Origin of the sequence: uncultured Maribacter sp. (genome assembly GCF_963977385.1) — a bacterium.
In the GTDB taxonomy this organism is placed as follows: Bacteria; Bacteroidota; Bacteroidia; order Flavobacteriales; family Flavobacteriaceae; genus Maribacter.
Map to the genome: position 1 here is coordinate 653,647 of NZ_CAXBOU010000001.1, position 23,546 is coordinate 677,192.

At 35.3% G+C, this 23,546-nt stretch carries 10 protein-coding genes; all 10 read left to right on the forward strand.

Going from position 1 to position 23,546, the window contains the following annotated elements:
* Window positions 1–106: 106 nt before the first annotated feature.
* A complete protein-coding gene (locus AAC084_RS02855; RefSeq protein ID WP_339836622.1) occupies window positions 107–2,455 on the forward strand; it encodes an ABC transporter permease in 2,349 nt (782 codons plus the stop codon).
* Window positions 2,456–2,512: 57 nt separating this feature from the next.
* Window positions 2,513–4,948: an ABC transporter permease gene (locus AAC084_RS02860; protein WP_339836625.1), complete on the forward strand. Its 2,436-nt coding sequence runs from the start codon at window positions 2,513–2,515 to the stop codon at window positions 4,946–4,948.
* 57 nt (window positions 4,949–5,005) lie between these two features.
* The gene (locus AAC084_RS02865) at window positions 5,006–7,423 is read left to right on the forward strand and encodes an ABC transporter permease (protein WP_339836627.1); all 2,418 of its coding nucleotides are present in this window, start codon (window positions 5,006–5,008) and stop codon (window positions 7,421–7,423) included.
* A 51-nt stretch (window positions 7,424–7,474) separates the two neighbouring features.
* A complete protein-coding gene (locus AAC084_RS02870) occupies window positions 7,475–9,877 on the forward strand; it encodes an ABC transporter permease (RefSeq protein ID WP_339836629.1) in 2,403 nt (800 codons plus the stop codon).
* Window positions 9,878–9,903: 26 nt separating this feature from the next.
* Window positions 9,904–12,330, forward strand: coding sequence for an ABC transporter permease (locus AAC084_RS02875; protein WP_339836632.1), 2,427 nt, complete (start codon window positions 9,904–9,906; stop codon window positions 12,328–12,330).
* A 27-nt stretch (window positions 12,331–12,357) separates the two neighbouring features.
* Window positions 12,358–14,709, forward strand: a complete 2,352-nt coding sequence (locus tag AAC084_RS02880) for an ABC transporter permease (protein WP_339836634.1) — start codon at window positions 12,358–12,360, stop codon at window positions 14,707–14,709.
* 34 nt (window positions 14,710–14,743) lie between these two features.
* Window positions 14,744–15,850 carry a DUF2911 domain-containing protein gene (locus AAC084_RS02885; protein WP_339836636.1) on the forward strand — a complete coding sequence of 369 codons (1,107 nt, stop codon included), beginning with the start codon at window positions 14,744–14,746 and terminating at the stop codon, window positions 15,848–15,850.
* Between the two features lie 33 nt (window positions 15,851–15,883).
* The gene (locus tag AAC084_RS02890; protein ID WP_339836639.1) at window positions 15,884–18,268 is read left to right on the forward strand and encodes an ABC transporter permease; all 2,385 of its coding nucleotides are present in this window, start codon (window positions 15,884–15,886) and stop codon (window positions 18,266–18,268) included.
* A 275-nt stretch (window positions 18,269–18,543) separates the two neighbouring features.
* A complete protein-coding gene (locus AAC084_RS02895; protein ID WP_339836642.1) occupies window positions 18,544–20,976 on the forward strand; it encodes an ABC transporter permease in 2,433 nt (810 codons plus the stop codon).
* A 61-nt stretch (window positions 20,977–21,037) separates the two neighbouring features.
* A complete protein-coding gene (locus AAC084_RS02900) occupies window positions 21,038–23,512 on the forward strand; it encodes an ABC transporter permease (RefSeq protein ID WP_339836644.1) in 2,475 nt (824 codons plus the stop codon).
* The last annotated feature ends 34 nt before the right edge of the window (window positions 23,513–23,546 follow it).

Consider the following 23,546-nt stretch of genomic DNA (forward strand, 5'->3'; position numbering starts at 1 on the left):
CATCAATCAACACCAAACCAAACCAACCAACCAAACCAACCAAACCAACCAAACTTATCCCTTAATCACGGATTTTAATTTTGAAATCAATCAAAAAACGAGCACCATGTTTAAAAACTATATTAAAATCGCTTGGCGAAATCTTTGGAAAAATAAAGGATATAGCTTGCTTAATATTTTTGGCTTAGCCATTGGTATTACCTGTGCCGCAATGATTTTACTTTGGGTGGAGGATGAAGTAGGCTACGATCAAAATTTCGCAAAGCAAGATGTAGTTTATTATGTGCCTACCAATCAACAGTATGATGGAGAATGGAGAACATTTTTTCAAGCAACACCTGGGCCGTTAGCACAAGTATTAAAAGAGGAAGTGCCAGGTATTGTAGGGTCGGCTAGAACTAAAAGGGATGATTTGTTGTTGCAGGTCGATGATAAATCTATTAATAAAAATGGCAGATATGCTGACCCCGATTTTCTTAGTATGTTCAGTCTTTCTTTTGTGGAAGGTAATTTAGAGACAGCTTTCAATGAGGTTGATGCAATTATTATATCCCAGAAAACAGCTACGCAACTTTATGGAAAAAATGGTTCTGCAGTTGGTAAGGTTCTTAGGGTAAATAATGACACTAACTATACTATTTCTGGGGTTTTTGAAGACCTGCCAAACAATGTAACCTATAGTTTTGACTGGGTTGCACCTTTTGAGAGATTCGCGATAGGTAAAGATTGGATGCTAAGTTATGGGTCTAATTTCTCAGATACATTTATTGAACTTTCACCAGAAGCAGATTTTGAAACTGTAAACATTAAAGTACAAAAGATTCTTCCCGCAAAAACGGAAGATGATGAAGCATATGCATTTCTTCATCCAATGAAAGATTGGCATTTAAGGTCAAATTTTGAGGGCGGTAAAAATATTGGAGGACAAATAATATATGTGCGCCTTTTCAGTCTCATTGCCATTATTATACTATTGATAGCATGTGTTAATTTTATGAATCTTGCAACTGCACGAAGTGAAAAGAGAGCTAATGAAGTAGGAGTTCGAAAAGTGTTGGGCTCAGGCAGAAAAGGATTGATATCTCAGTTTATGGCAGAAGCAGTAATTACTGCAACGTTATCGGCAGCATTGAGCATAGTACTGTTGAAACTTCTTATTCCGCAGTTCAATTCGCTTATTGATAAACAATTAGATTTAAGTTTAGCGAATCCGGTTCATATATTGACCTTAGTGGGTATCACTTTGATTTGTGGGCTTATTGCAGGTTGGTATCCAGCATTCTATTTATCTTCTTTTAAGCCTGTAGATGTGTTAAAGGGTTCGCGTATATCAAAAGGTAGTGCGCCATTCATTCGAAAAGGATTGGTAGCTACTCAATTTGTGGTCTCCATTGTCTTCATTATTAGTACCATCATTGTCTATCAACAAGTTCAGCATGTCAAAGGAAGAGATTTAGGATACGACAAAGAAAACTTGGTTAAAATACCGGTAAAGGGAGATATTATAAAGAACTTCAATCCCATAGCACAAGATATGAAGGCATCTGGTATGATAGAAAGTCTTGGGCTTAACAATTCAGATATTCTATCGGGTGGGAATAATACATCTGGTTTAGAATGGCAGGGCGGTGTTAACACAGAAGATGTGTTAGTCTCTACACGATATATAAGCTCTGATTTTTTCAAAACTGCAGGGATGACAATTCTTGAAGGTAGAGGTTTTAGTACGAATCCTGCTCAAGACAGCACTAATCTGATAGTAAGTGAGTCTTTTGCAAAACTAATGGGAACTGGCAGCGCAATTGGTAAAACAATTGAGAATGACTATGCTGTAATTGGGGTAGTCAAAGACTATTTATATGACGATATGTATGGGTCAAGTGACCCAGTAATATTTTTTAATTACCATGGTGAAGCGCGTTTTCTATATGTAAAAGCGAAGGAAGGTATAGCAACCGCTACAGCATTGTCAACAATGGAAACGGTGCTAAAGAAACATAATCCTGCATTTCCTTTTGAATATGAATTTGTAGATGATACGTACAACGCCAAATTTAAAAGCGAAAAATTAATAGGAAGCCTTTCTCAAATCTTTGCTTTACTCGCCATTATTATCTCTTGTTTAGGTTTGTTTGGGTTGTCTGCGTTTACTGCAGACCAACGCAGAAAAGAAATTGGCGTTCGTAAAGTTTTAGGGTCAAGTATTACAGGTATTGTTGGCTTATTGTCAAAAGATTTTATGAGGTTGGTCGTTATCGCGATATTAATTGCCAGCCCAATTGCATGGCTACTTATGCAAAATTGGCTTGAAGGTTATGCGTACCGAATTTCTATAAACGCTTGGGCTTTTATTATAGCGGGCACAATTGCAATTACAATTGCATTGTTAACGATAAGTTTTCAAGCTTTAAAAGCAGCTAAAGCTAACCCTGTAAAAAGTTTACGTACCGAATGAAGTAAAAAAATATAAGGTGAATTTCACCGTATCAATCAATCATCAAAAACGAGAATCATGTTTAGAAACTATATCAAAATCGCTTGGAGAAGCTTAAAAAAGCAACCCTTTTTTACCTTTCTTAACACGTTTGGTCTAGCTATTGGTATGGCTGGGGCATTACTTATATCATTATATATCTATGATGAAATGAGTTATGATAAGATGTTTGTAGATGCCGACCGTATTCATAGAGTGCATTCAGATATAAAGTTTGGTGGCGATGCAAGGGAGTTTGCCGTAACTCCTGCTCCTATGGCAGAAGCATTAATAAATGATTTTTCTGAAATTGAATTGGTCACTAGATTTAGAACACGAGGCAGTGCATTGGTTCGTAAAGCAGATGGCCAAGCAAATGTAAAAGAAGAGCAGACCACTTTTGTAGACGCTAGTTTTTTTGAAATGTTCGGGGTAGAACTATTAGCTGGCGATGTTAAAACGGCTTTGAAAAACCCAAATACACTAGTACTAACAAAAACAGCTGCTGAAAAACATTTTGAAGTTGGCAATGCTGTAGGGCAAGATTTGGTTCTTAATAATGAGGAGAACTATACTGTTGTAGGGGTAATTGATGATTTTCCACAGAATTCTTTCTTAAGAGACCATTCTGTTTTTGAATCAATGGAAGGAAATGATGATGCCAAAGAGATTAATTGGGGCAGTAATAACTATCAAACATATATAAAATTAATACCCACGGTTAAGGCTACTGAAATACAGGAGCAATTACGTGGATTTTTGGGCAAATATGTAATTCCGGGGATACAACAATTTATGCCGGGAATAACCGAAGAACAATTTAAGGAGTCTGGCAACCATTTAATTTATAGTACGATGCCGTTGACCGACATTCATTTAAAATCTCAAAGGGTAGCTGAGGTTAGTGCTAATAACGATATTCAAAGCATTTATATACTGTCTTTTATAGCTGTATTTCTTATTGTTTTAGCCAGTGTAAATTTTATGAACCTCTCTACGGCACACTCACTAAAAAGAGCAAAAGAAGTTGGGGTAAGAAAAACTTTGGGATCTAATAAGGTAGATTTAGTACGACAGTTTTTGGTAGAGTCAGGGTTAATATCTTTTCTCTCCTTACTACTCGCTATTGTTTTTGTTGTAATTGCATTACCTTTTTTTAACACATTAGCGAATAAGGATATTTCAATTCCTTTTACAAGCCCTATTTTTTGGATGACCTTATTGAGCTCAGTTGTATTATTAGCTTTATTTTCTGGCAGTTATCCAGCTTTTTTTATGTCGCGTTTTATGCCTGTTAAGGTTTTAAAAGGAGGAAATGGAAGTAATGTTGGTGGCGGAGGTATAAGAAATTCACTAGTTGTTTTTCAATTCGCTATTTCGGTCTTTTTAATCGTGAGTACTTTGGTGGTTTATCAACAGTTAAATTATATACAAGGTAAGGATCTGGGGTTCTCGAAAGATCAGGTCTTGATTATTAATGATGTGTATACTGCAGGCGATAAGGTTTCCTCCTTAAAAGAGCAGGTAAAACAATTGAGTTTTGTAAAAGATGCTACGTTAAGTAGTTTTTTCCCGACGCCTTCTAGTCGAAGTGATTCTACTTTTAGTCCTGAAGAAGGGGGTACAAATCAAGAGAATGCAGTAAGCATGCAGACATGGGCGGTTGACTATGATTATGTTTCTACTATGGGTTTTGAACTCGTAGCTGGCCGTAATTTTGACAAAAATTTCGGAAATGATTCAACCACTATTATAGTCAACGAAGCAGCAGTAAGAATTATGAAATTAAGTCCGAAAGAAGCCCTCGGCAAACGATACACACCTGATTTCGATTCAAATAATCCAGAATATTATACCATAATCGGGGTTGTCAAAGACTTTCATATTGCTTCTTTGAAAGAAGATATAGATGCAGTGAGTCTTCATTTAGGAGGAAGCGCCTATGCTTTAGCTGTAAAAATTCAGGCAGGTGATTTCAATAACGCCATTTCACGAATTGAAGGTGTTTGGAATACTATAGTTCCTGGTGAACCTTTTGATTATTATTTCATGGAGGATGCCTTTAATAACACCTATCAAAGTGAGCGAAGATTAGGTAATATTTTCATCATTTTCACCGTCCTTTCCCTTTTAATTGCCTGTTTGGGTCTTTTTGGATTGGCAGCATTTAATGCAGAAAAACGAATTAAGGAAATTGGCGTACGTAAAGTTTTGGGTGCCAGTGTAAGTCAAATATCCATGAGACTTACAGTAGATTTCTTAAAACTGGTAGGTATTGCCATATTAATTTCTTTACCACTAGGATGGTTTGTAATGAACAAGTGGTTAGAAGATTTTACATATCGTATAAACATTCCTTGGTGGGTATTTGTATTGGCAGCATTCTTAGCGGTTTTAATTTCTGTTCTAACGGTAAGCTACCAAAGTATAAAAGCCGCTATAGTAAACCCTGTTAAAAGTTTGCGTTCCGAATGAAGTAAAAAAATATAAGGTGAATTTCACCGCATCATCAATCATCAAAAAACGAGAATCATGTTTAAAAATCACATTAAAATAGCATGGCGAAGCATCAAAAAAGATAAGCTATTTACCACCATTAAAATTGGTGGTTTTGCCGTTGGTATAGCTGCCTGCTTATTAATAGCCTTGTTTATCAGGAATGAGGTCAGTTACGATCAGCATTACGAGAATAAAAATCAAATTTACAGGGTAGTCATGCAAGGTATGTTTAATGGAGAGCTTATGAAAAGCACCCATTTTCAATTGCCTTTAGCGGATGCCTTAGAAGCCGATTTCCCAGAAATATTAAAAGCGGGTAAGGTAAATACCATTGAAATATTTGGCGCTGGTAAACACGCTATGCACTTAGAAGGCGAAGTTCAAAATAATTTTGAAGAAGGTTTTATACTGGCCGACCAAGAGGCATTCGATATTTTAGAAATTCAATTAGAGCAGGGGAATAAGGTAACAGCATTAACGAACCCTAAGAGTATTGTCATCTCTAAAACCAAGGCAGATAAATATTTTAAAAATGGGAAAGCAATTGGCGAAACCATAATTCTAGATGACGATACCTCTAAGCCCTATACCGTAACGGGTATCATGAAAGATATTCCAAAAAACTCACACCTTAATTTCGATTTTCTACTTCCTATAGAAGACACCCGTATGAGTTGGACCAATCAAAATTACTTCACATATGTTTTGGTAGATGCCAATACCAATATTTCGCAATTGGAAAAAAAGATGCTTTCTATTATTGAAGATTATGTGATTCCCGCACAATTAAACCGTGGTCGAGCGCCAGATTTTATTGAAGTTCTCAGAACTATCGAATATAAGTTACAACCCATAACCGATATTCATTTACGATCTGATATTAAAATGGCAGATGGCTTAAAGCATGGCGATATTCGTTTTGTGTGGTTATTTGCCGCAATTGCTGGGTTTGTGTTATTGTTAGCGATTATTAATTTCATTAATCTATCTACAGCAAAGTCGGCTAATAGGGCAAAGGAAGTAGGCCTCAGAAAAACCATAGGTGCATTTAAGCATAATCTAATAGCTCAATTTCTGACCGAATCTGTTTTGTTCAGTATTATTTCATTTGTGTTGGGCGTACTGCTTGCATGGTTGTTACTTCCATCGTTTAATACTATTGCAGCCAAAACGATTACAATGCCATGGTCGGCATGGTGGTTTTTACCGATACTTTTAATTGCATCACTTTTAGTTGGAGCTATTGCCGGGTTATATCCTGCATTTTATTTATCGGCTTTCAAACCGGTTAATGTGTTACAAGGAAGTCTTAGTATTGGTGGAAAAAGCGGAAAACTGAGAAGTGGTCTAGTGGTTTTTCAATTTACTACGTCGGTCATATTAATAATTGGCACCTTGATCATTTATCAGCAGATGGACTATATCCTAAAGAAGGAACTAGGGTATGATAAAGAGCAAGTGGTCATACTTGAAGGTGCAGGAATTTTGCGAAATCGTATGGATGCCTTCAAAGAACAATTGTTAGAATTACCTCAGGTAAAAAGCGCTACAGTAACCAATTATTTACCGGTTGATGGGGCTAGTAGAAACGGAAATACATTTAGAAAAGCCAATGAGGGTAATGAAGGTAGAGGTATACCTGCACAAATTTGGAGGGTTGATTATGATTATATAAAAACCTTAGGATTAAAGCTAAATGCAGGAAGGGACTTTTCGAAGGAATTTGCTTTAGATTCTATTAACTCTATCGTCATCAATTCAAAAATGGTGCAAGAGCTTGGATTAACCGATCCAGTAGGAAAAGAGGTTGATAATAACGGACAAGCTTTTACCATAATAGGGGTTGTTGATGATTTTCATTTTAAGTCTTTGAAAGAGGATATTTCTTCTTTATCGCTAGTAATCGGTAAAGACAACGGAGCGGTTTCCTTGAAGTTGAAAAAGGGAAACATTAATGAAGCATTGGCATCTATTACAGGGGTGTGGAATAAAAATGTTCCAAATCAAACGATCAATTATAACTTTTTAGACCAAGAGTTTACACGTATGCATGATGATGTGCAACGCATGGGAAAAATATTCAACAGTTTTGCCCTCTTCGCAATATTTGTAGCATGTTTAGGTCTCTTTGCATTATCTGCATTCATGGTAGAACAACGCAAAAAAGAAATCAGCATACGTTTGGTATTGGGTGCTCCTTTCAAAAGTATATATCAATTGCTTACGCTCGATTTCATGAAGTTGATATTCATATCCATCTGTATTGCAATTCCGATTGGTTGGTATTTAATGAACCGATGGCTTCAAGATTTCGCATATCACATTACTATAGGGTGGGGAATATTTGCGATAGCATCATGCATTGCCTTGACTATAGCCATTATCACCATTAGTTATCAGTCGATTGGTGCAGCACTACTACAACCTTTAAAAGGCTTAAGGACGGAATAAGGTAAAATCAACTTGTGCTGAGCGATGGCAAAGCATTAAAAAACGAGAATCATGTTCAAAAACTATATCAAAATCGCTTGGCGAAACCTAATCAAGAACAAAGGCTATTCGGTAATTAATATCGGGGGGTTGGCTATTGGTATGGCATGTTTTCTAATGATAGCATTGTTCATAAACAATGAACTCTCTTACGATACCTATCATGAAAAGGGTGATAATATCTATAGGGTAGTACATCATAATGGGTCTGAGGATTTAGATGATCAATGGATCTGGGGTAATGCTCCTGTTGGTCCTGCGTTGAAAGCTGACTTTTCTGAAGTGATAGAGAAGGTTCAATTTTCAGGTAGATCAGATGTATTGCTTGAATATAACAATAACTCTTTTCAAGAAAGTAATTGTTTTTATGTAGATCCTACGGTTTTTAATGTCTTCAGTTGGCCATTGATTTCAGGTAATCCAGAAACTGCATTAGAAGCACCTTACTCTATTGTGCTAACGGAAAGTACGGCAAAAAAATACTTTGGAAATGAAGACCCAATGGGTAAAACTGTCGATGGTGTTGGGGGTAGAGCGAATGATGGAATGTATACCGTTACTGGAGTGATGAAAGACGTGCCTTCCAATTCACATTTTAGTTTTGATGTGTTACTCTCCATGAGTTCTTTTTATCAAACCCGGCCTGGTATTTTTGAATCATGGGGCTACGTAGATTTCTACACGTACTTTTTAGTGAATGATAATTTTAATTTGGAAGCTTTTCAGGCCAAGATGCCCAGCTTCTTGAAAACAAGGCTTCCAGAAGAATCTAAGGAATATTATTATAACGTTTCGTTTGAACCTTTAAAAAATGCGTATTTAAATTCTAAAGCAGCTCGTCAACCAGGTATAACGGGAAGCTTATCCAACATTTATATTTTTGCCATAATTGGTCTGTTTATTCTGATTATTGCCAGTATTAACTTTATGAACCTGGCCACAGCTCGATCTATGGAACGTGCCAAGGAAGTTGGGGTGAGGAAAGCCATTGGAGCAGATAAAAAAGGACTCATCTATCAGTTTATGGGTGAGTCGTTGATTATGGTTTTTCTATCGGCATCAATAGGTCTTTTGATAGTATCTATTTGTCTTCCTTGGATGGGTGATATTACAGGCAAGGAATTTGCCATAAAAAATATTTTTAATACAAATACATTACTACTTTATTTTGGAACGGCTTTGGTTACCGGTTTGTTAGCGGGTAGTTACCCTGCATTTATTTTGTCAAATTTTAAACCCGTAAGTGTACTTAAAGGTCTTGTGAGTTCTTCACCACAGGGAGTTAACCTTAGAAAAGGCTTGGTGATATTCCAGTTTAGTCTCTCGATAGCATTAATCGCGAGTACTGTAATCGTATATTTTCAATTGGGTTTTATGTTGGATAAGAACCTTGGTTTCGATAGGGAACAGCAACTGGTTATAGATTTTAATTATGACAGTGCTATTCGTGAAAATTTGGAAACCATCAAAAATGAATTTTTGACATTACCAGAAGTATCCTCAGCTTCTGCTTCAAGGACTGTGCCTGGTGCTCATTTTCCTGCTGCTGGAACAAATATTGAAAGTAAGGAGGGTGAAATGCTAAATTATGATCCATTTCTATACGAGATAGATGTTGATTTCATTCCCCATTATAAATTAGAAATGGCGGCTGGTAGAGCTTACTCTAGAGATTTTCCGGCAGATACTATCTCATCCATGATAGTAAATGAGGCAGCTGTAAAGGAATTTGGATATGCGAATCCTGTGAATATCCTAGGAAAGAAATTTGAACAATGGGGTAAGTCAGGTACAATAATTGGGGTTGTGAAAGATTTTAATTACCTATCCCTTCATGAAAAAGTAGCTCCACTTGCCTTACGATATGAACCTGGTAGTAGTAGGTTTTTATCCCTTAGCATAAAATCAGAAAACATGGCTGCAGCTATAGGTAAAATTGAAAATAAGTGGGCTGAATTAGCGCCACACCGTCCATTTCTCTATAGTTTTTTAGACGATAGTTTTAATGAACAATACATAGCCGATTTCAGATTTAAAGAGCTGTTTACGCTTTTCTCCTTTTTAGCAATATTAATAGCTTGTTTGGGGCTGTTTGGTTTGGCTACTTACAGTGCCATGCTCCGAACTAAAGAAATTGGAATACGAAAAGTATTGGGAGCAGAGGTTTCTAGTATTGTCACCCTTTTGTCAAAAGATTTTATCAAGTTGGTATTAATATCGATTCTAATAGCAACACCATTTGCATGGTATGCCATGAATAAATGGCTAAATGTGTACGCCTATAAAATTGAAATTAGCTGGTGGATTTTTGCCTTGGCAGGAATAATTGCGCTTTCAGTGGCCATATTAACCGTAAGCTATCATGCGATAAGATCAGCTAGAGCAAATCCTATAAAAAGCTTACGTACGGAATAAATCATCAATCTTTATAAAAGAGAATCATGTTCAAAAATTATATAAAAATAGCATGGCGAAACCTAATCAAGAACAGGGCCTATTCTGCAATAAATATAGGTGGGCTAGCAATAGGCATAACTTCCTGTTTATTGATTTTACAGTATGTAGCTTTCGAAACGAGTTATGAAAATTTTCACAAAAATAAGGATCGTATTTATAGGGTAAAGCAAGAACGCTATAATGCAGGCAAGCTTGAGACTGAATGGGCAGGCGGAGCCTTTGCCGTAGGGAATACCTTTAAAGAAGCGATTCCAGAAATAGAAGAATATGTAAAAGTTGTAGAGACTGCCGATATAGTTGTAGAACTTAAGGATGAAACTTTAAAAATAGATGAAGTTTATTTTACAACGAACTCATTTTTTGAGGTATTTTCTTATCCATTAATCGCTGGTGATATTGCATCTGTTTTAAGTGAACCTGGTACAGCTGCATTAACAGAGACTATGGCGTTAAAGGTTTTTGGAAGTACTGATATAATAGGTAAAACATTGCCCATTAGCGGAGAAAAAGGGTATCGTATAACAGGAGTATTTAAAGATATGCCATTGAATACCCAATTAAAACCAAACTTTTTGGCGTCATATGCATCATTCGTTGAAATGGTAGAAACAAATTCGAATGGCGAACAAACTCCAGAAAATGCGTGGGATTGGGATGGTTGTCTGACTTATATAATGCTTAAGGAAGGTGTTAATGCCAACCATGTTGAAGCAAAATTCCCAGCAATTGTTTCAGAAAATGAGAGTGATTTTGCCAAACAGTCCAATAGTTCTGCTAAGTATTCATTAATGCCAATTACTGATATACATTTAAAGTCTCACTTTATGATGGAGCCGGGACCTACGGGTGATGGTAAAACCGTATATCTTTTACTTGCAATTGCTTTTTTTATCATAATTATAGCATGGGTAAATTATATTAATTTGGCGACGGCACGAGCTATAGGCAGGGCAAAAGAAGTAGGTATACGTAAAGCTGTAGGTTCTAATAGAAAACAATTAATTACACAATTCTTTTTTGAATCGGCATTATTTAATACAATGGCTTTGGTTGTTGCATTAGGCTTAATGATTATTATGATACCGTCATTTAATCAATTATCGGGTCAAGAACTTTCCTTTGCTTTGTTTGCGAAAAGTACATTTTGGTATGGTTTAATTGGGTTATTCGTGGTTGGGGTATTTCTATCGGGTGCTTACCCTGCATTTGTCTTGTCTAGATTTAAACCTATTGAGGTATTAAAAGGTAAAATGGTAAGTACCAAACAAGGGGCTCTTTTAAGAAAATCATTGGTAGTTTTGCAATTTGCGGCATCTTTATTTCTATTAATTGGCACAACAACAGTGTATGAGCAAATTCAATTTATGCGTAAACAATCGTTGGGTTTAGATATAGAAAAAACACTTGTTATAGTACCTCCAATTGTTTTAGACTCTACTTATTTGAGCCAAATGACCGCCTTTAAAGATAATTTATTGAAATATCCTTCTATAAAAAGTATAGCTGCTTCAACAACAGTCCCAGGCCAACCTGTAAATTGGAACGCAGGTGGAATAAAATTAGTCTCTCAGGATCAAGAGTTCGGCAAGCAATATAGGATCATTGGCGTTGATTATGATTATATACCTCAGTTTGGATTAAAACTTATCGCTGGTCGTGCCTTTTCAAAAGAGTATAGTACCGATCCAGAAGCAGTTATTTTCAATAGGGCGGGTATTTCTCAACTGGGTTTTAACAACCCTGATGAAGCAATTGGAGAACGAATTGATTTTTGGGGAAATCAATATACAATTATAGGAGTTTCGGAAAACTTTAATCAAGAATCCTTACGATTACCTTATGAGCCTTTAGTATTAAGGCTCATACCCGCCTTGCAAGGCTATTTTACAATTAAACAGAATTCTGAAGATGTAGCACAGACGATAGCTCAAGTAAAAACAGAATGGAATAAATTTTTTCCAGGAAATACGTATGAATATTTCTTTTTAGATAATCATTTTAATGACCAATATCAAGCAGACCAACGCTTTGGGAAGGTGTTTGGTCTTTTTACCGGGTTGGCGATTTTAGTTGCCTGTTTAGGATTATTCGGTCTGGCTTCTTTCACCACCTTACAACGAACAAAGGAAATTGGTATTAGAAAAGTTTTAGGATCTTCTGTAGTTGGCATATTGAAACTGCTATATAAAGAATTTGCTTACTTACTAGTAATTGCATTTTTGGTTGCCATTCCTATAGCATGGTTTACAACTGATAATTGGCTACAAGGCTATGCATTTAGAATAGATGTTCATTGGAGTTATTTCGTTTTACCATTTATCGCGATTATGTTAATTGCATTGGTTACGGTAAGTTTCCAAACCGTAAAAGCTGCTTTGAACAACCCTGTAGAAAGCTTGAAAACCGAATAAATCATCAATCATCAAAAAACGAGAATCATGTTTAAACAATATATTAAAATTGCGTGGCGAAACCTGTTAAAAAGTAAGCAACAGACCATTATAAACTTACTAGGTCTTACCGTTGGTACGGTTAGTTGTCTTGCCATTTTATTATATGTTTTTTCTCAATTTGGTTATGATGAGCATCATGAAAACGCAGAAAGCATTTTTAGGGTAGAGACCGTTATTGAGAGAAATGGTAAAGAAAGTTTTGATACGGCGGCTGCATCGCCACCAATTGCTTTTGCCTTAAAGGAAGACTTTCCAGAAGTTGAGGAAGTTACACGAGCATTCTTGACAGATGTGTTTTTTAGTAATTTAATCGGCGCTGCTGATAGCAAAGATGCTTATTATGAACCTAGAGTTTATATGGCCGATTCTACTTTTTTTAAAGTGTTTACCTATAAATTTATTGAAGGAACACAAGAAGCAGCTTTAGACGAACCTTTTTCATTGGTACTATCTTCCTATTTGGCCAAAAAATTATTCGGTAATCAAGAAGCTTTAGGTAAGGCGGTAACATGGGGTAGCGGAGATGATGCTCAGACATTAACGGTTAAAGGTGTTTTTGACGAATCGTTTGGAAAGTCACATCTAAATCCGAATTATATTGTGAGCATGAGTACCCCGGGTATTGGAACTTTTGTTCAAAATTTTAAGAGTTTTGCTACTAATAATTTTGTGTATAGCTATGTGAAATTAAAACCAAATAGCAATGCCGAAGGATTACAAAGTAAACTCCCTGGATTTTTACAGGAAAGAGGTGCTGATGACCTCAAAGATGCGGGTATGGATAGAAAAATATTATCCTTACAAAACATAACAAAAATTCACTTGTATTCCGAAGGGCGAAAAAATCAGATTCATGAAGTTTCTAACATCAAATATCTTTATTTTTTACTTACCCTAGCTTTCTTTATTCAATTGGTAGCTTGTATTAATTTTATAAATCTTAGTACAGCAAGGGCTAGTAAACGAGCAAAAGAAATAGGGGTTCGAAAAGTTGTGGGTGCCGGCACCAATAGTTTAATGCGACAATTTTTAGGGGAATCTTTTCTATTGTCATTTTTCGCAATGCTCATTAGTATTCCCATTACCATTCTACTTCTACCATTGATAAATGAACTTACCAATGCTAGTTTAGGTTACCAAGATTTATTGAATTGGCGTATAGGTTCAATTTTAATTGTCTTAGGTGTCATTACGGGGTTCGTGTCGGGCATTTATCCAGCAATCATCTTATCCAGTATAAAACCAATTAATGCACTTAAGAGTTCAACCATTTTACAATCGGGCAACGGTAACTTTAGAAAAGCGTTGGTGGTATTTCAATTTGTAATTTCTTTTAGTTTAGTGGCTACGGTAATTATTGTAACGCAACAGTTTCGGTTTACACAAAGCAAAGACCTTGGGTTTGAGCAAGAGAATCTTTTGGCACTAAGAATAGGGACGGCCGAAGCTTCTAGTAAGTTTGAATCTCTTAAAAAATCGTTTCTGAATATACCGGGAGTATTAAAAGTTTCCAGTGGAAATTACGCACCATCTGAAGTCATTTTAAATGATAATGGCTTGTATTTACCTGGTGGAAATCGTGAGAATAATACGATAGTAAAAAGACAGGGCATTAGCGAAGGTTATTTTGAAACCATGAATATTCCTTTAGTGGTTGGAAGGGATTTTACTCCTGCGGATTCTACAAATCAGATTATTGTAAATCAAGCGACATTACGAATTTTTAATATTAAGGAAGAAGATGCTTTAAGTGCAAGGCTTATCCAAAGTTTTGGAGATGAGACTGATGAAATGCGGATTATTGGGGTTGCAAAAGATTACCACTTTGCATCGTTAAAAGATGAGATAGCACCATTATTTCTACATAAGGAAAATGAACCAAACTGGTTATTTATAAAAACACAGACAACCAATTATCAACAATTATTGGAAGGTTTGGAACAGCAATGGAAAGCAACGGTTAATAATGTACCCTTTGATTATAGATTTGTAGACCAAGAGGTTGAAAAGCTATATGATGAAGAGAAGCGTTTAGGAGAAATTTCTATTGTATTTACTATTCTAGCCATTCTTATAAGTTGTTTAGGACTTTTCGGACTTGTTTCATTTGTGGCAGAACAGAAGAAAAAAGAGATAGGTATTCGTAAAGTATTGGGAGCAAGCATTGGGTCAGTAGTTCAATTATTGACAAAAGACTTTACCTATCGCATAGAAATACAATGGTGGGTATTTGCTTTGGCGGGTGGTTTTGCAGTTGTAATTACGTTTGTTACGGTAGGTTTTCAGTCATTAAAATCAGCCATTGCTAATCCGGTAAATAGTTTGCGTACGGAATGATTTAGTATTTTGATCTAACATTAAATTTTGAATTATGAAGAATTTTTCAATTACTATTTGTCTTATTTTTTATTCCATTTCAGGATTGTATTCCCAGATTACTTTACCTCCAGATGGGAATAAAAAAGCATCTGTTTCTGAGTATATAGGAATTACAGAAATAAAAATTAATTATTCAAGACCAGCAGTTAACGGGCGTGAAGGAAAGATTTGGGGCCAATTGGTACATTATGGATTTGATGATTTAGGTTATGGCACCAGTAAATCAGCTCCATGGCGGGCTGGCGCTAATGAGAATACTACCATTGAATTTTCAACAGATGTCTTTATTGAAGACAAATTGTTGGCGAAAGGTAAATACGGGTTTTTTATTGCTATGGGTACTGAAAATGCCACTTTGGTTTTTTCAAGGTTCAGCAAGGCATGGGGGAGTTTTTACTATAAAGAACAAGATGATGCACTACGTGTTGAAGTTGATGTACAAAACGTTGAAGAAAGCGTAGAACGCCTTAAATATGAATTTGTTGACCAAACAGAAAATAGTGCAGTTATTTCTATGCAATGGGAAAAAATTAAAATTCCATTTAAGATCTCTGCTGACATAAATAAAATACAGATAGAATCATTTAGAAGAGAAGTAGATTCAGGAATATTCTATCGCTATTGGCAAAACCTTCATATGGCGGCCAATTATTGTTTAATGAACAATATGAATTTGGAGGAAGCCTTAAGTTGGTCTGACCGCTCTATCAATTCTTACTTTGGAGAGACTAATTTTAAAACATTATCCACTTATGCAGGAATTCTTGAAAAATTAAATCGAAAAAGAGAAGCAGATTCTGTTATGAAAAAGGGATTTCCCTTAGCTACATCAGAGCAATTGGTAAATTATGGGATTGATTTAAATCTTCAAAATAAACACGATGATGCATTTAAAATATTCGAATCTAATTTTAATCAAAACCCTGATGATGTATATGCTCATCTTGGTATGGTAAGCGGTTACTTTTATTTAAACAAGAAAAAGAAAGCATTGCAATTTTGTGAATCGGCAAAATCAACAACGACAGATAAAGGTTTCTTATCCTATATTGATGGAGTGATTAATGATATTAATGAAGGGAAAGATATTTTTAGGTAACTAGATCAATCATCAAATCAAAAAACGAAAATCATGTTTAAAAACTATATAAAAATCGCTTGGCGAAATTTGGTCAAAAGAAAAGTTTTTGCCACCATAAACATAGTGGGGTTGGCGATTGGTTTTGGTAGTAGTATTCTTATATACCTATTCATAACCTATAATTTTTCTTTTGATAATTTTCATGCGAATTCAGATAGAATTTACCGACTTAATACCGAAGAAAACAGGGGTGAAATTGAATATGAAGCTAGTGTTCCCCCAGGATTTGCAAAGGTTTTCAGAGAAGAGTACGATTATACCGAACAAGTAGCCAAAATGGTACTCTTAGACGGTTTGGTGGTTGATTCTAAAAAGGATACTGAGATAACTAAGCTTAAAGAGGATATTGTCTTTGTAGAGGAAGATTTTTTTAAGATTTTCAATTTTCCCCTTATAAATGGCAGTAATGCTATAACCCTATCTGCTCCAAATACTGCCGTAATTACTGAGCGTATAGCCCAAAAGATGTTTGGAAATACAGATGTTGTCGGTAAAACCTTTGTATTGGAAAATGATAAAACCATTGAGATAACGGGAGTACTTAAAAATCTTCCAAGAACTACTTTTCAAAAAACTGAAATTTTTGTTTCTTTTTCTAATGTTGAAGATTTTTTTGAGTTTGCCGCAGGAGAACACTGGGGAGGAATAACTAGTAATCTACAATGTTTTACATTGTTAAGACCAGACCAGAATATAGCAGGTATTGAAAATGCCTTATTAGAATTACCTAAAAAGTATAGACCAGAAAGCAAGAATAAGCATTTTTACAAATTGCAACCACTATCAGATATACATTTTAATGCAGATTACGGCGGACTTAATCCTATACTCCTATGGATTTTTGCAGTTATTGGACTGTTTTTGATAGTTATTGCCTGCATTAATTTTATCAATATTTCTACGGCACAGGCTTTTTATCGTTCTAAAGAAATAGGTATTCGTAAAGTACTGGGCAGTTTTAGACACCATTTGTTCTGGCAGTTCATTTCAGAAACATTCATAATTAGTCTCTTTGCATTGGTTCTAGGTTTTTTGTTAGCGTATTTATTTTTGCCATCATTTAATTCCCTTTTTCAAATTCAGTTATCGTTCTATGATTTATGGAGCTTACCATTTATTGCTTTTTTAGGAGGTATTCTTTTATTGGTTTCTTTTTTGTCAGGAAGTTATCCTGGAATTTTAATGAGTAAGGTTGTTCCCGTTTTGGCACTCAAAGGAAAACTTAATAATAATGCAGCAGGAGGAAGCAATACAAGAAAAATTTTGGTTGTTGCCCAGTTTGTAATATCCATAATGTTATTGACAGTCACTATAATTATAGCAAAGCAAATTGATTATGCAGTTAGTTCAGATTTAGGTTTTGATAAGGAATCTATTGTCATGTTAGAAATTCCTGACGATATTGAGGAAGATAACTTATTAAGTTTAAGAGATCGGTTACAGCAAATACCTGGTGTGATAAGTGTTTCAAGTTGTTTGAGCAGTCCGGGCGGTTCTGAAAGTAATTGGGGTACAAATGTGAAATATCATACAAGGCCTGAAGATGAAGAATTCAGTATTCAAGCAAAACTAGGAGATGAGAATTTTATCAAAACCTTTAATATTCCTTTAGTAGCTGGTAGAAATTTTATTAAAAGAGACTCAATTGACGAGGTTTTGGTAAATGAAAAACTAGGTGAAAAACTAGGATTGTCCTCGCCAGAAGAAATGATAGGTAAGCAGATTTCACTCAACGGTGAAACTATGAAGGCAACTATTGTTGGGGTTGTTAAAGATTTTCACAGCAATAACTTTTCAGAGGCGATTAGTCCTGTTTTTATTGCCCCTGTAAGCAATAACTATAGTGAAATAGCAGTCAAAATAAATCACTTAACTACTAAAAATACACTTGCTAAAGTGAATGATACGTGGTCAGAAGTGTTTAAAGATTACATTTTTGAATACCGTTTTTTAGATGCGCGTGTGGCAGAACAATATCAGAATGAACAGCGGTATTTGTCTCTCTCGAAAACATTTTCGGGGCTTGCAATAGTCATTGGTTGTCTAGGTCTTTATGGTCTTATTTTATTTTTTGTTGGACAACGTACAAAGGAAATAGGTATCAGAAAAGTCTTGGGGAGTAATGTAACTGAAATTCTTGCCTTGTTTTCGATTGATTTTCTAAAACTCATTTTGATTGCCGGTATCATAGCTACACCAATAACATGGTATGTTATGGAAAGTTGGTTGCAGGGATATGCGTATAGGACCGAAGTGCATTGGTGGTATTTTGCATTGGCAATACTTGGTATAATGATGGTTACTATATTAACTATTAGCTATCAGACACTTAAGGCAGCCTTAACGAATCCAGTTAAAAGCTTGCGCACAGAATAAAATATAGCTTTATAACATGTCCAATAGAAAATTCTAATTATGTGCGGGGCGGACAACTTTAATAATTTGTTTTTACATCTGTATTTGTAAATATATTATACATCTTTTGTCCAATTATTTTACAGTTTCGAAAATCATTAAACACTTAAATATCTATAAATCAATAAGTTGAAGGTGTGGCATGAAATTAGAGCTTGTTAAATAGATGGCAATAATTACCGCCAACCATCATCAACCTCTGCTGAGCGAAGTCGAAGCATCAAAAAACGAGAATCATGTTCAAAAACTATCTTAAAATCGCTTGGAGAAGTTTAAAAAAGCAAGCCTTTTTTACATTTCTAAATACATTTGGCCTTGCTATTGGTATGGCTGGTGCACTACTTATTTCATTATATATCTATGATGAATTGAGTTATGATAAAATGTTTGTCGATGCCGATCGTATTTATAGAATAGATGCCGATATTAAATTCGGAGGAGCGGAAATTAAGGCTGCACAAGCTGCACCACCAATGGCAGCGGCCTTAAAAAGAGATTATACACAAGTAGAATCTACCGTTAGGTTTAGAACTTTAGGTAGTATGTATCTAAAGAAAACAGGTAGTGATACAAATACTAAAGAATTACAAGTAACCTATGCTGATTCTACTTTATTTGATTTTTTCGGAATCAATATGTTAGTAGGTAATCCCAAGACTGCTTTAACTGGTACAAATTCTTTAGTACTCACAAAAGCAACTGCTGAAAAGCACTATGGTGCTGAGGATGCGCTGGGTCAAAACATGATTTTGGATAATGACAAAGTCTATACTGTAACTGGCGTAATTGATGACCTACCGAAGAATTCTTTTTTAAATGATTATACGGTATTCTTGGCAATGTCTGGCAATGTTGCATCTCGAGAAGAACTTTGGGGCAGCAATAACTATTTTACATTTGTAAAGTTGATACCTGAAGCCTCCGTTGCTGAATTTCAGGTACCGTTACAAGGTATGTTGGAAAAATATATGTTGCCCTGGGCTCAAAAATACTTTCCGGGTATGACCGCAGAATCTTTTGCGGCATCTGGTAATTACATTCGGTATCATACAATGGCATTAACCGACATACATTTGTATTCTGACAGACACTCAGAAATGAGTGCGACCAGCAGTATACAAGATGTATATATACTTTCATTTATAGGAATGTTCTTAATCATTCTGGCATGTGTCAATTTCATGAATTTATCAACGGCACATTCTCTTAAAAGAGCAAAAGAAGTTGGTGTTCGTAAAACATTGGGGTCTAATAAAGGGCATTTAGTATTTCAATTTTTAACAGAATCTGGGTTAATAGCATTCGTTTCACTAATTGCAGCCCTTTTAATTACAGTGGTAATTTTGCCTTTTTTTAATGAATTTTCGGGCAAGTCGATTGCTATACCCTACGCACAGCCATTATTCTGGATTGTTTTGTTACTAACAACAGTTTTGCTGGGGCTCTTGTCAGGCAGTTATCCTGCATTTTTTATGTCGAGGTTTTCTCCAGTAAAATCTTTAAAAGGCGGAGCTACTGAAAGTGTAGGTGGTGGAAGAATAAGAAACGCCTTGGTAGTTTTTCAATTTTCTATTTCAGTGTTTTTAATTGTAAGTACGCTAGTTGTTTTTCAACAATTGAATTACATGCAGGGTAAAGACCTTGGGTTTAGTAAAGACCAAGTACTGTTATTAAATGATACATTTCCTTTGGGTAATAAAGCCGAAGCATTTAAAGCCGAAATACTAAAACAAGGTAATGTTGAAAACGTTACAATTAGTAATTTTTACCCTACTCCGTCATGGCGCTCCGATAGTTCATATTTTCAAGAAGGTGCTAGGGAACAAGAGCATGCTATTCAAATGCAAACTTGGGATGTTGATACCGATTATATAAAAACATTGCAGATGAAGCTTGTTGCTGGTAGAGATTTCAATAAAAAAATTCCGACAGATTCATCATCGGTAATTATTAATGAAGCTACGTTAGATATACTAAATCTTACGGCAGAAGAGGCTCTAGGTGTACGTATTTCTGAGGATATAGAATTAGAGAATCCATCGTTTTATACTGTAATCGGTGTTGTTAAAGATTTTCATTTCGAATCATTACGTGAGAACATAGGTGCTCTTGGTTTATTTATAGAACACGGTACAGAGAACATGGCGGTAAGATTAAATGCGGGTAATTATTCAAATACAATCGCTGCAATTGAAAATAAATGGAATGAAATGGCACCAGGCCAACCGTTCAATTATCGCTTTATGGATGAGGCTTTTAATACTACTTACGAAAGCGAACAAAAGCTGAGTCAAATATTTTTCATTTTTACTATTCTATCCATTTTCATTGCTTGCTTGGGATTATTTGGATTAGCTGCCTTTAATGCCGAAAAGCGTACGAAAGAAATCGGCGTTAGAAAAGTATTAGGAGCTACTGTAAGTCAAATTTCATATAGGCTTACGGTAGATTTTCTAAAGTTAGTTGGGATTGCTATCCTCGTTTCCTTGCCTTTAGGTTGGTTTGTAATGAATAAATGGCTTGAAGATTTTTCATATCGAATTGAAATCGGAATTGGCATTTTCGCCCTTGCGGCTGTGCTTGCGATTGTAGTGGCTGTTGTTACCGTTAGTTATCAAAGTATTAAAGCGGCTATAGTCAATCCTGTAAAAAGTTTACGTTCAGAATAGAGTTTTAGAGATTATGCCGAGCGTATTTAAAAACGTAGTCAATGCATTAAAAAAATAAATTATGTTTAAAAATTATTTCAAAATTGCATTTAGGAATGCACTTAGGTATAAGAGTAATAGCATAATTAATATTACAGGTCTTGCTATTGGTCTAACCTGTGTAATCTTAATAGCCTTATTTGTATCCGATGAATTAAGTTATGATCGTTTCTTTAAAGATGCCAACCAAGTGTATCGGGTTAATATTAATGGTAAAATGGGCGATGGGGAGTTCTTTGCAGCCAATACCCCTCCTCCAACGGGGAAAACTCTTGTAGATAATTTCCCTGAAATAGAAAGTTATACTAGAATATATATACCTGGTGCAGATGTTATTGAATATAAAAGTGGCAATGATAAAAAGTCCTTTAATGAAAGTAATGTTTATGCTGTGGATTCAAATTTCCTCGAAGTTCTTAGTTACCCTATGCAAAAAGGAGATCCCAAGACTTGTCTTACGGAAACGAATAGTGTAGTTGTTACCAATAGTCTTGCAAAGAAATATTTTGGAAATGTTGACCCAATAGGAAAAATTCTTTTTTATGGTAAGGAAAGAAAGCCTTTAACAGTTACTGGTGTGTTGCATGATATGACCGATTTGTCAGCATCCGTAAAGTTTGACCTTTTGGTTCCCGTGAAGAATTTTGAAAATGTTACCCGTTTTAACTGGAGTTGGGTGTGGCTACAAATGGCGACCTATGTAAAACTTTCGGAAAAGGCAGCTACGAATCCGGAAATTGTAAGCCATTTAGAATCGCAATTTCCAGCAATGGTAAAGGTGCATGCTGCTGATGCATTTAATAGAATTGGGCAGCCCTATGATGAATTTTTGAAGAATGGCAATAAATGGGATTTTCATTTACAGCCCTTAGCTGACATTCATTTACATTCAGGTGATATAGAATCTGTAATTTCTGAACAAAACGATATTAAGAATTTATATATTTTTGGTATAATTGCCTTTTTCATAATTGTGTTGGCCTGTGTTAATTTTGTCAATTTAGCTACCGCTCAGGCTTCAAAAAGAAGTAAGGAAATAGGTATTCGTAAAGTTTTGGGTTCATATAGAATTCAACTTATAAAACAATTTCTTGCTGAGGCCGTCTTTTATACCCTAATCTCAACTATTTTGGCGGTCTTATTAGTTTGGCTATTATTGCCACTTTTTAACCAGATAAGTGGTAAAAACCTACCTTTTCAATCTATCTTCAAAGATGGTATTTGGCTGTTTATTCTGTGCCTGAGCATTTTAACCGCACTCTTAGCCGGTATATACCCTGCACTATATCTTACTTCTATTAAGCCTGTAAATATTCTCAAGGGTTCAAGTGGTGTATCGAAAAATAACAATGGCTTTATCCGAAATGGTTTAGTGGTCTTTCAATTTACCATTGCTATTATCATGATCATCGCAACAAGTATTGTATACCTACAATTAAGATATACTCAGAATCGTGATTTGGGATATGATAAGGAGAATTTGGTGGTGCTACAAAATACCGAGAAACTAGAAGGTAGTGAAGAAACCTTTCGGCAAGAATTGGAATCCCTGTCAGAAGTTAAGAGTGCGGCAATCTCATCAGGGATGCTTACAAAAGGTAATTTTGGAGATTTCTATGTTCCAGAAACCATTAATACAGATGAAACTATTGCAAAAGATATCTCCTTACAATCTTATTTAGTAGATGAATATTTTATATCGACACTTGATTTGAAATTAAAAGATGGTAGAGGTTTTAATAAACAGTTTAACGATTCTTTATCTGTAGTCATTAATGAAGCTGCCGCCAAACAAATTGGTTGGAAAAATCCGATTGGAAGCATGATTCGTTATCCAGGTGGTAGAATGGAATCGTACAAGGTAGTTGGGATTTTAAAGGATTTTAATTTGGAATCATTGCATAGTCACATAGAGCCATTTGCATTATTTTCTAATAAATCAAAAAGCTATGATACCGGAATTTCCTATATAACCATAAAATTGAAAGCAAAAAACACAAAGGATATTTTGGAGGTTATTCAAAAAAAATGGGAAAACTATCAGCCAAATGTTCCTTTTGAATATTCTTTTTTGGATGATGATTTAAATGCAGCTTATATATCGGATCAACGACAAGCAAGTTTGTTCGGGATTTTCTCCTTTTTAACCATTTTTATAGCCTGTATGGGTTTGTTGGGGTTGATTGCGTTTACCGCTCAACAGAAAACAAAAGAAATAGGAATTAGAAAAGTCTTGGGTGCTAGTATTGGCGAAATTATAAGATTGCTTGCTATAGAATTTGTGAAGGTAATACTCATTGCTCTGTTGATTGCTTCGCCAGTTGCTTGGTATTTTATGAGTAAATGGTTACAAGATTTTGTCTATAAAATTGAGATTCCGTTGTGGGTCTTTGCGTTATCGGGTGTATTGGCTTTAGGTATTGCAATGCTAACTATGGGCTTTCAGGCTCTAAAAGCTGCCAAGTCAAATCCTGTAAATAGTTTACGTTCAGAATGAAACATTTAAGTATAAAATAACTCTTTATAGTATA

What these genes read in the sequence shown, in the direction of transcription:
- AAC084_RS02885 (WP_339836636.1), top strand. Translation starts at nt 14,744, where the DNA reads ATGAAGAATTTTTCAATTACTATTTGTCTTATTTTTTATTCCATTTCA.
- AAC084_RS02890 (WP_339836639.1), top strand. Translation starts at nt 15,884, where the DNA reads ATGTTTAAAAACTATATAAAAATCGCTTGGCGAAATTTGGTCAAAAGA.
- AAC084_RS02880 (WP_339836634.1), top strand. Translation starts at nt 12,358, where the DNA reads ATGTTTAAACAATATATTAAAATTGCGTGGCGAAACCTGTTAAAAAGT.
- AAC084_RS02865 (WP_339836627.1), top strand. Translation starts at nt 5,006, where the DNA reads ATGTTTAAAAATCACATTAAAATAGCATGGCGAAGCATCAAAAAAGAT.
- AAC084_RS02875 (WP_339836632.1), top strand. Translation starts at nt 9,904, where the DNA reads ATGTTCAAAAATTATATAAAAATAGCATGGCGAAACCTAATCAAGAAC.
- AAC084_RS02900 (WP_339836644.1), top strand. Translation starts at nt 21,038, where the DNA reads ATGTTTAAAAATTATTTCAAAATTGCATTTAGGAATGCACTTAGGTAT.
- AAC084_RS02870 (WP_339836629.1), top strand. Translation starts at nt 7,475, where the DNA reads ATGTTCAAAAACTATATCAAAATCGCTTGGCGAAACCTAATCAAGAAC.
- AAC084_RS02860 (WP_339836625.1), top strand. Translation starts at nt 2,513, where the DNA reads ATGTTTAGAAACTATATCAAAATCGCTTGGAGAAGCTTAAAAAAGCAA.
- AAC084_RS02855 (WP_339836622.1), top strand. Translation starts at nt 107, where the DNA reads ATGTTTAAAAACTATATTAAAATCGCTTGGCGAAATCTTTGGAAAAAT.
- AAC084_RS02895 (WP_339836642.1), top strand. Translation starts at nt 18,544, where the DNA reads ATGTTCAAAAACTATCTTAAAATCGCTTGGAGAAGTTTAAAAAAGCAA.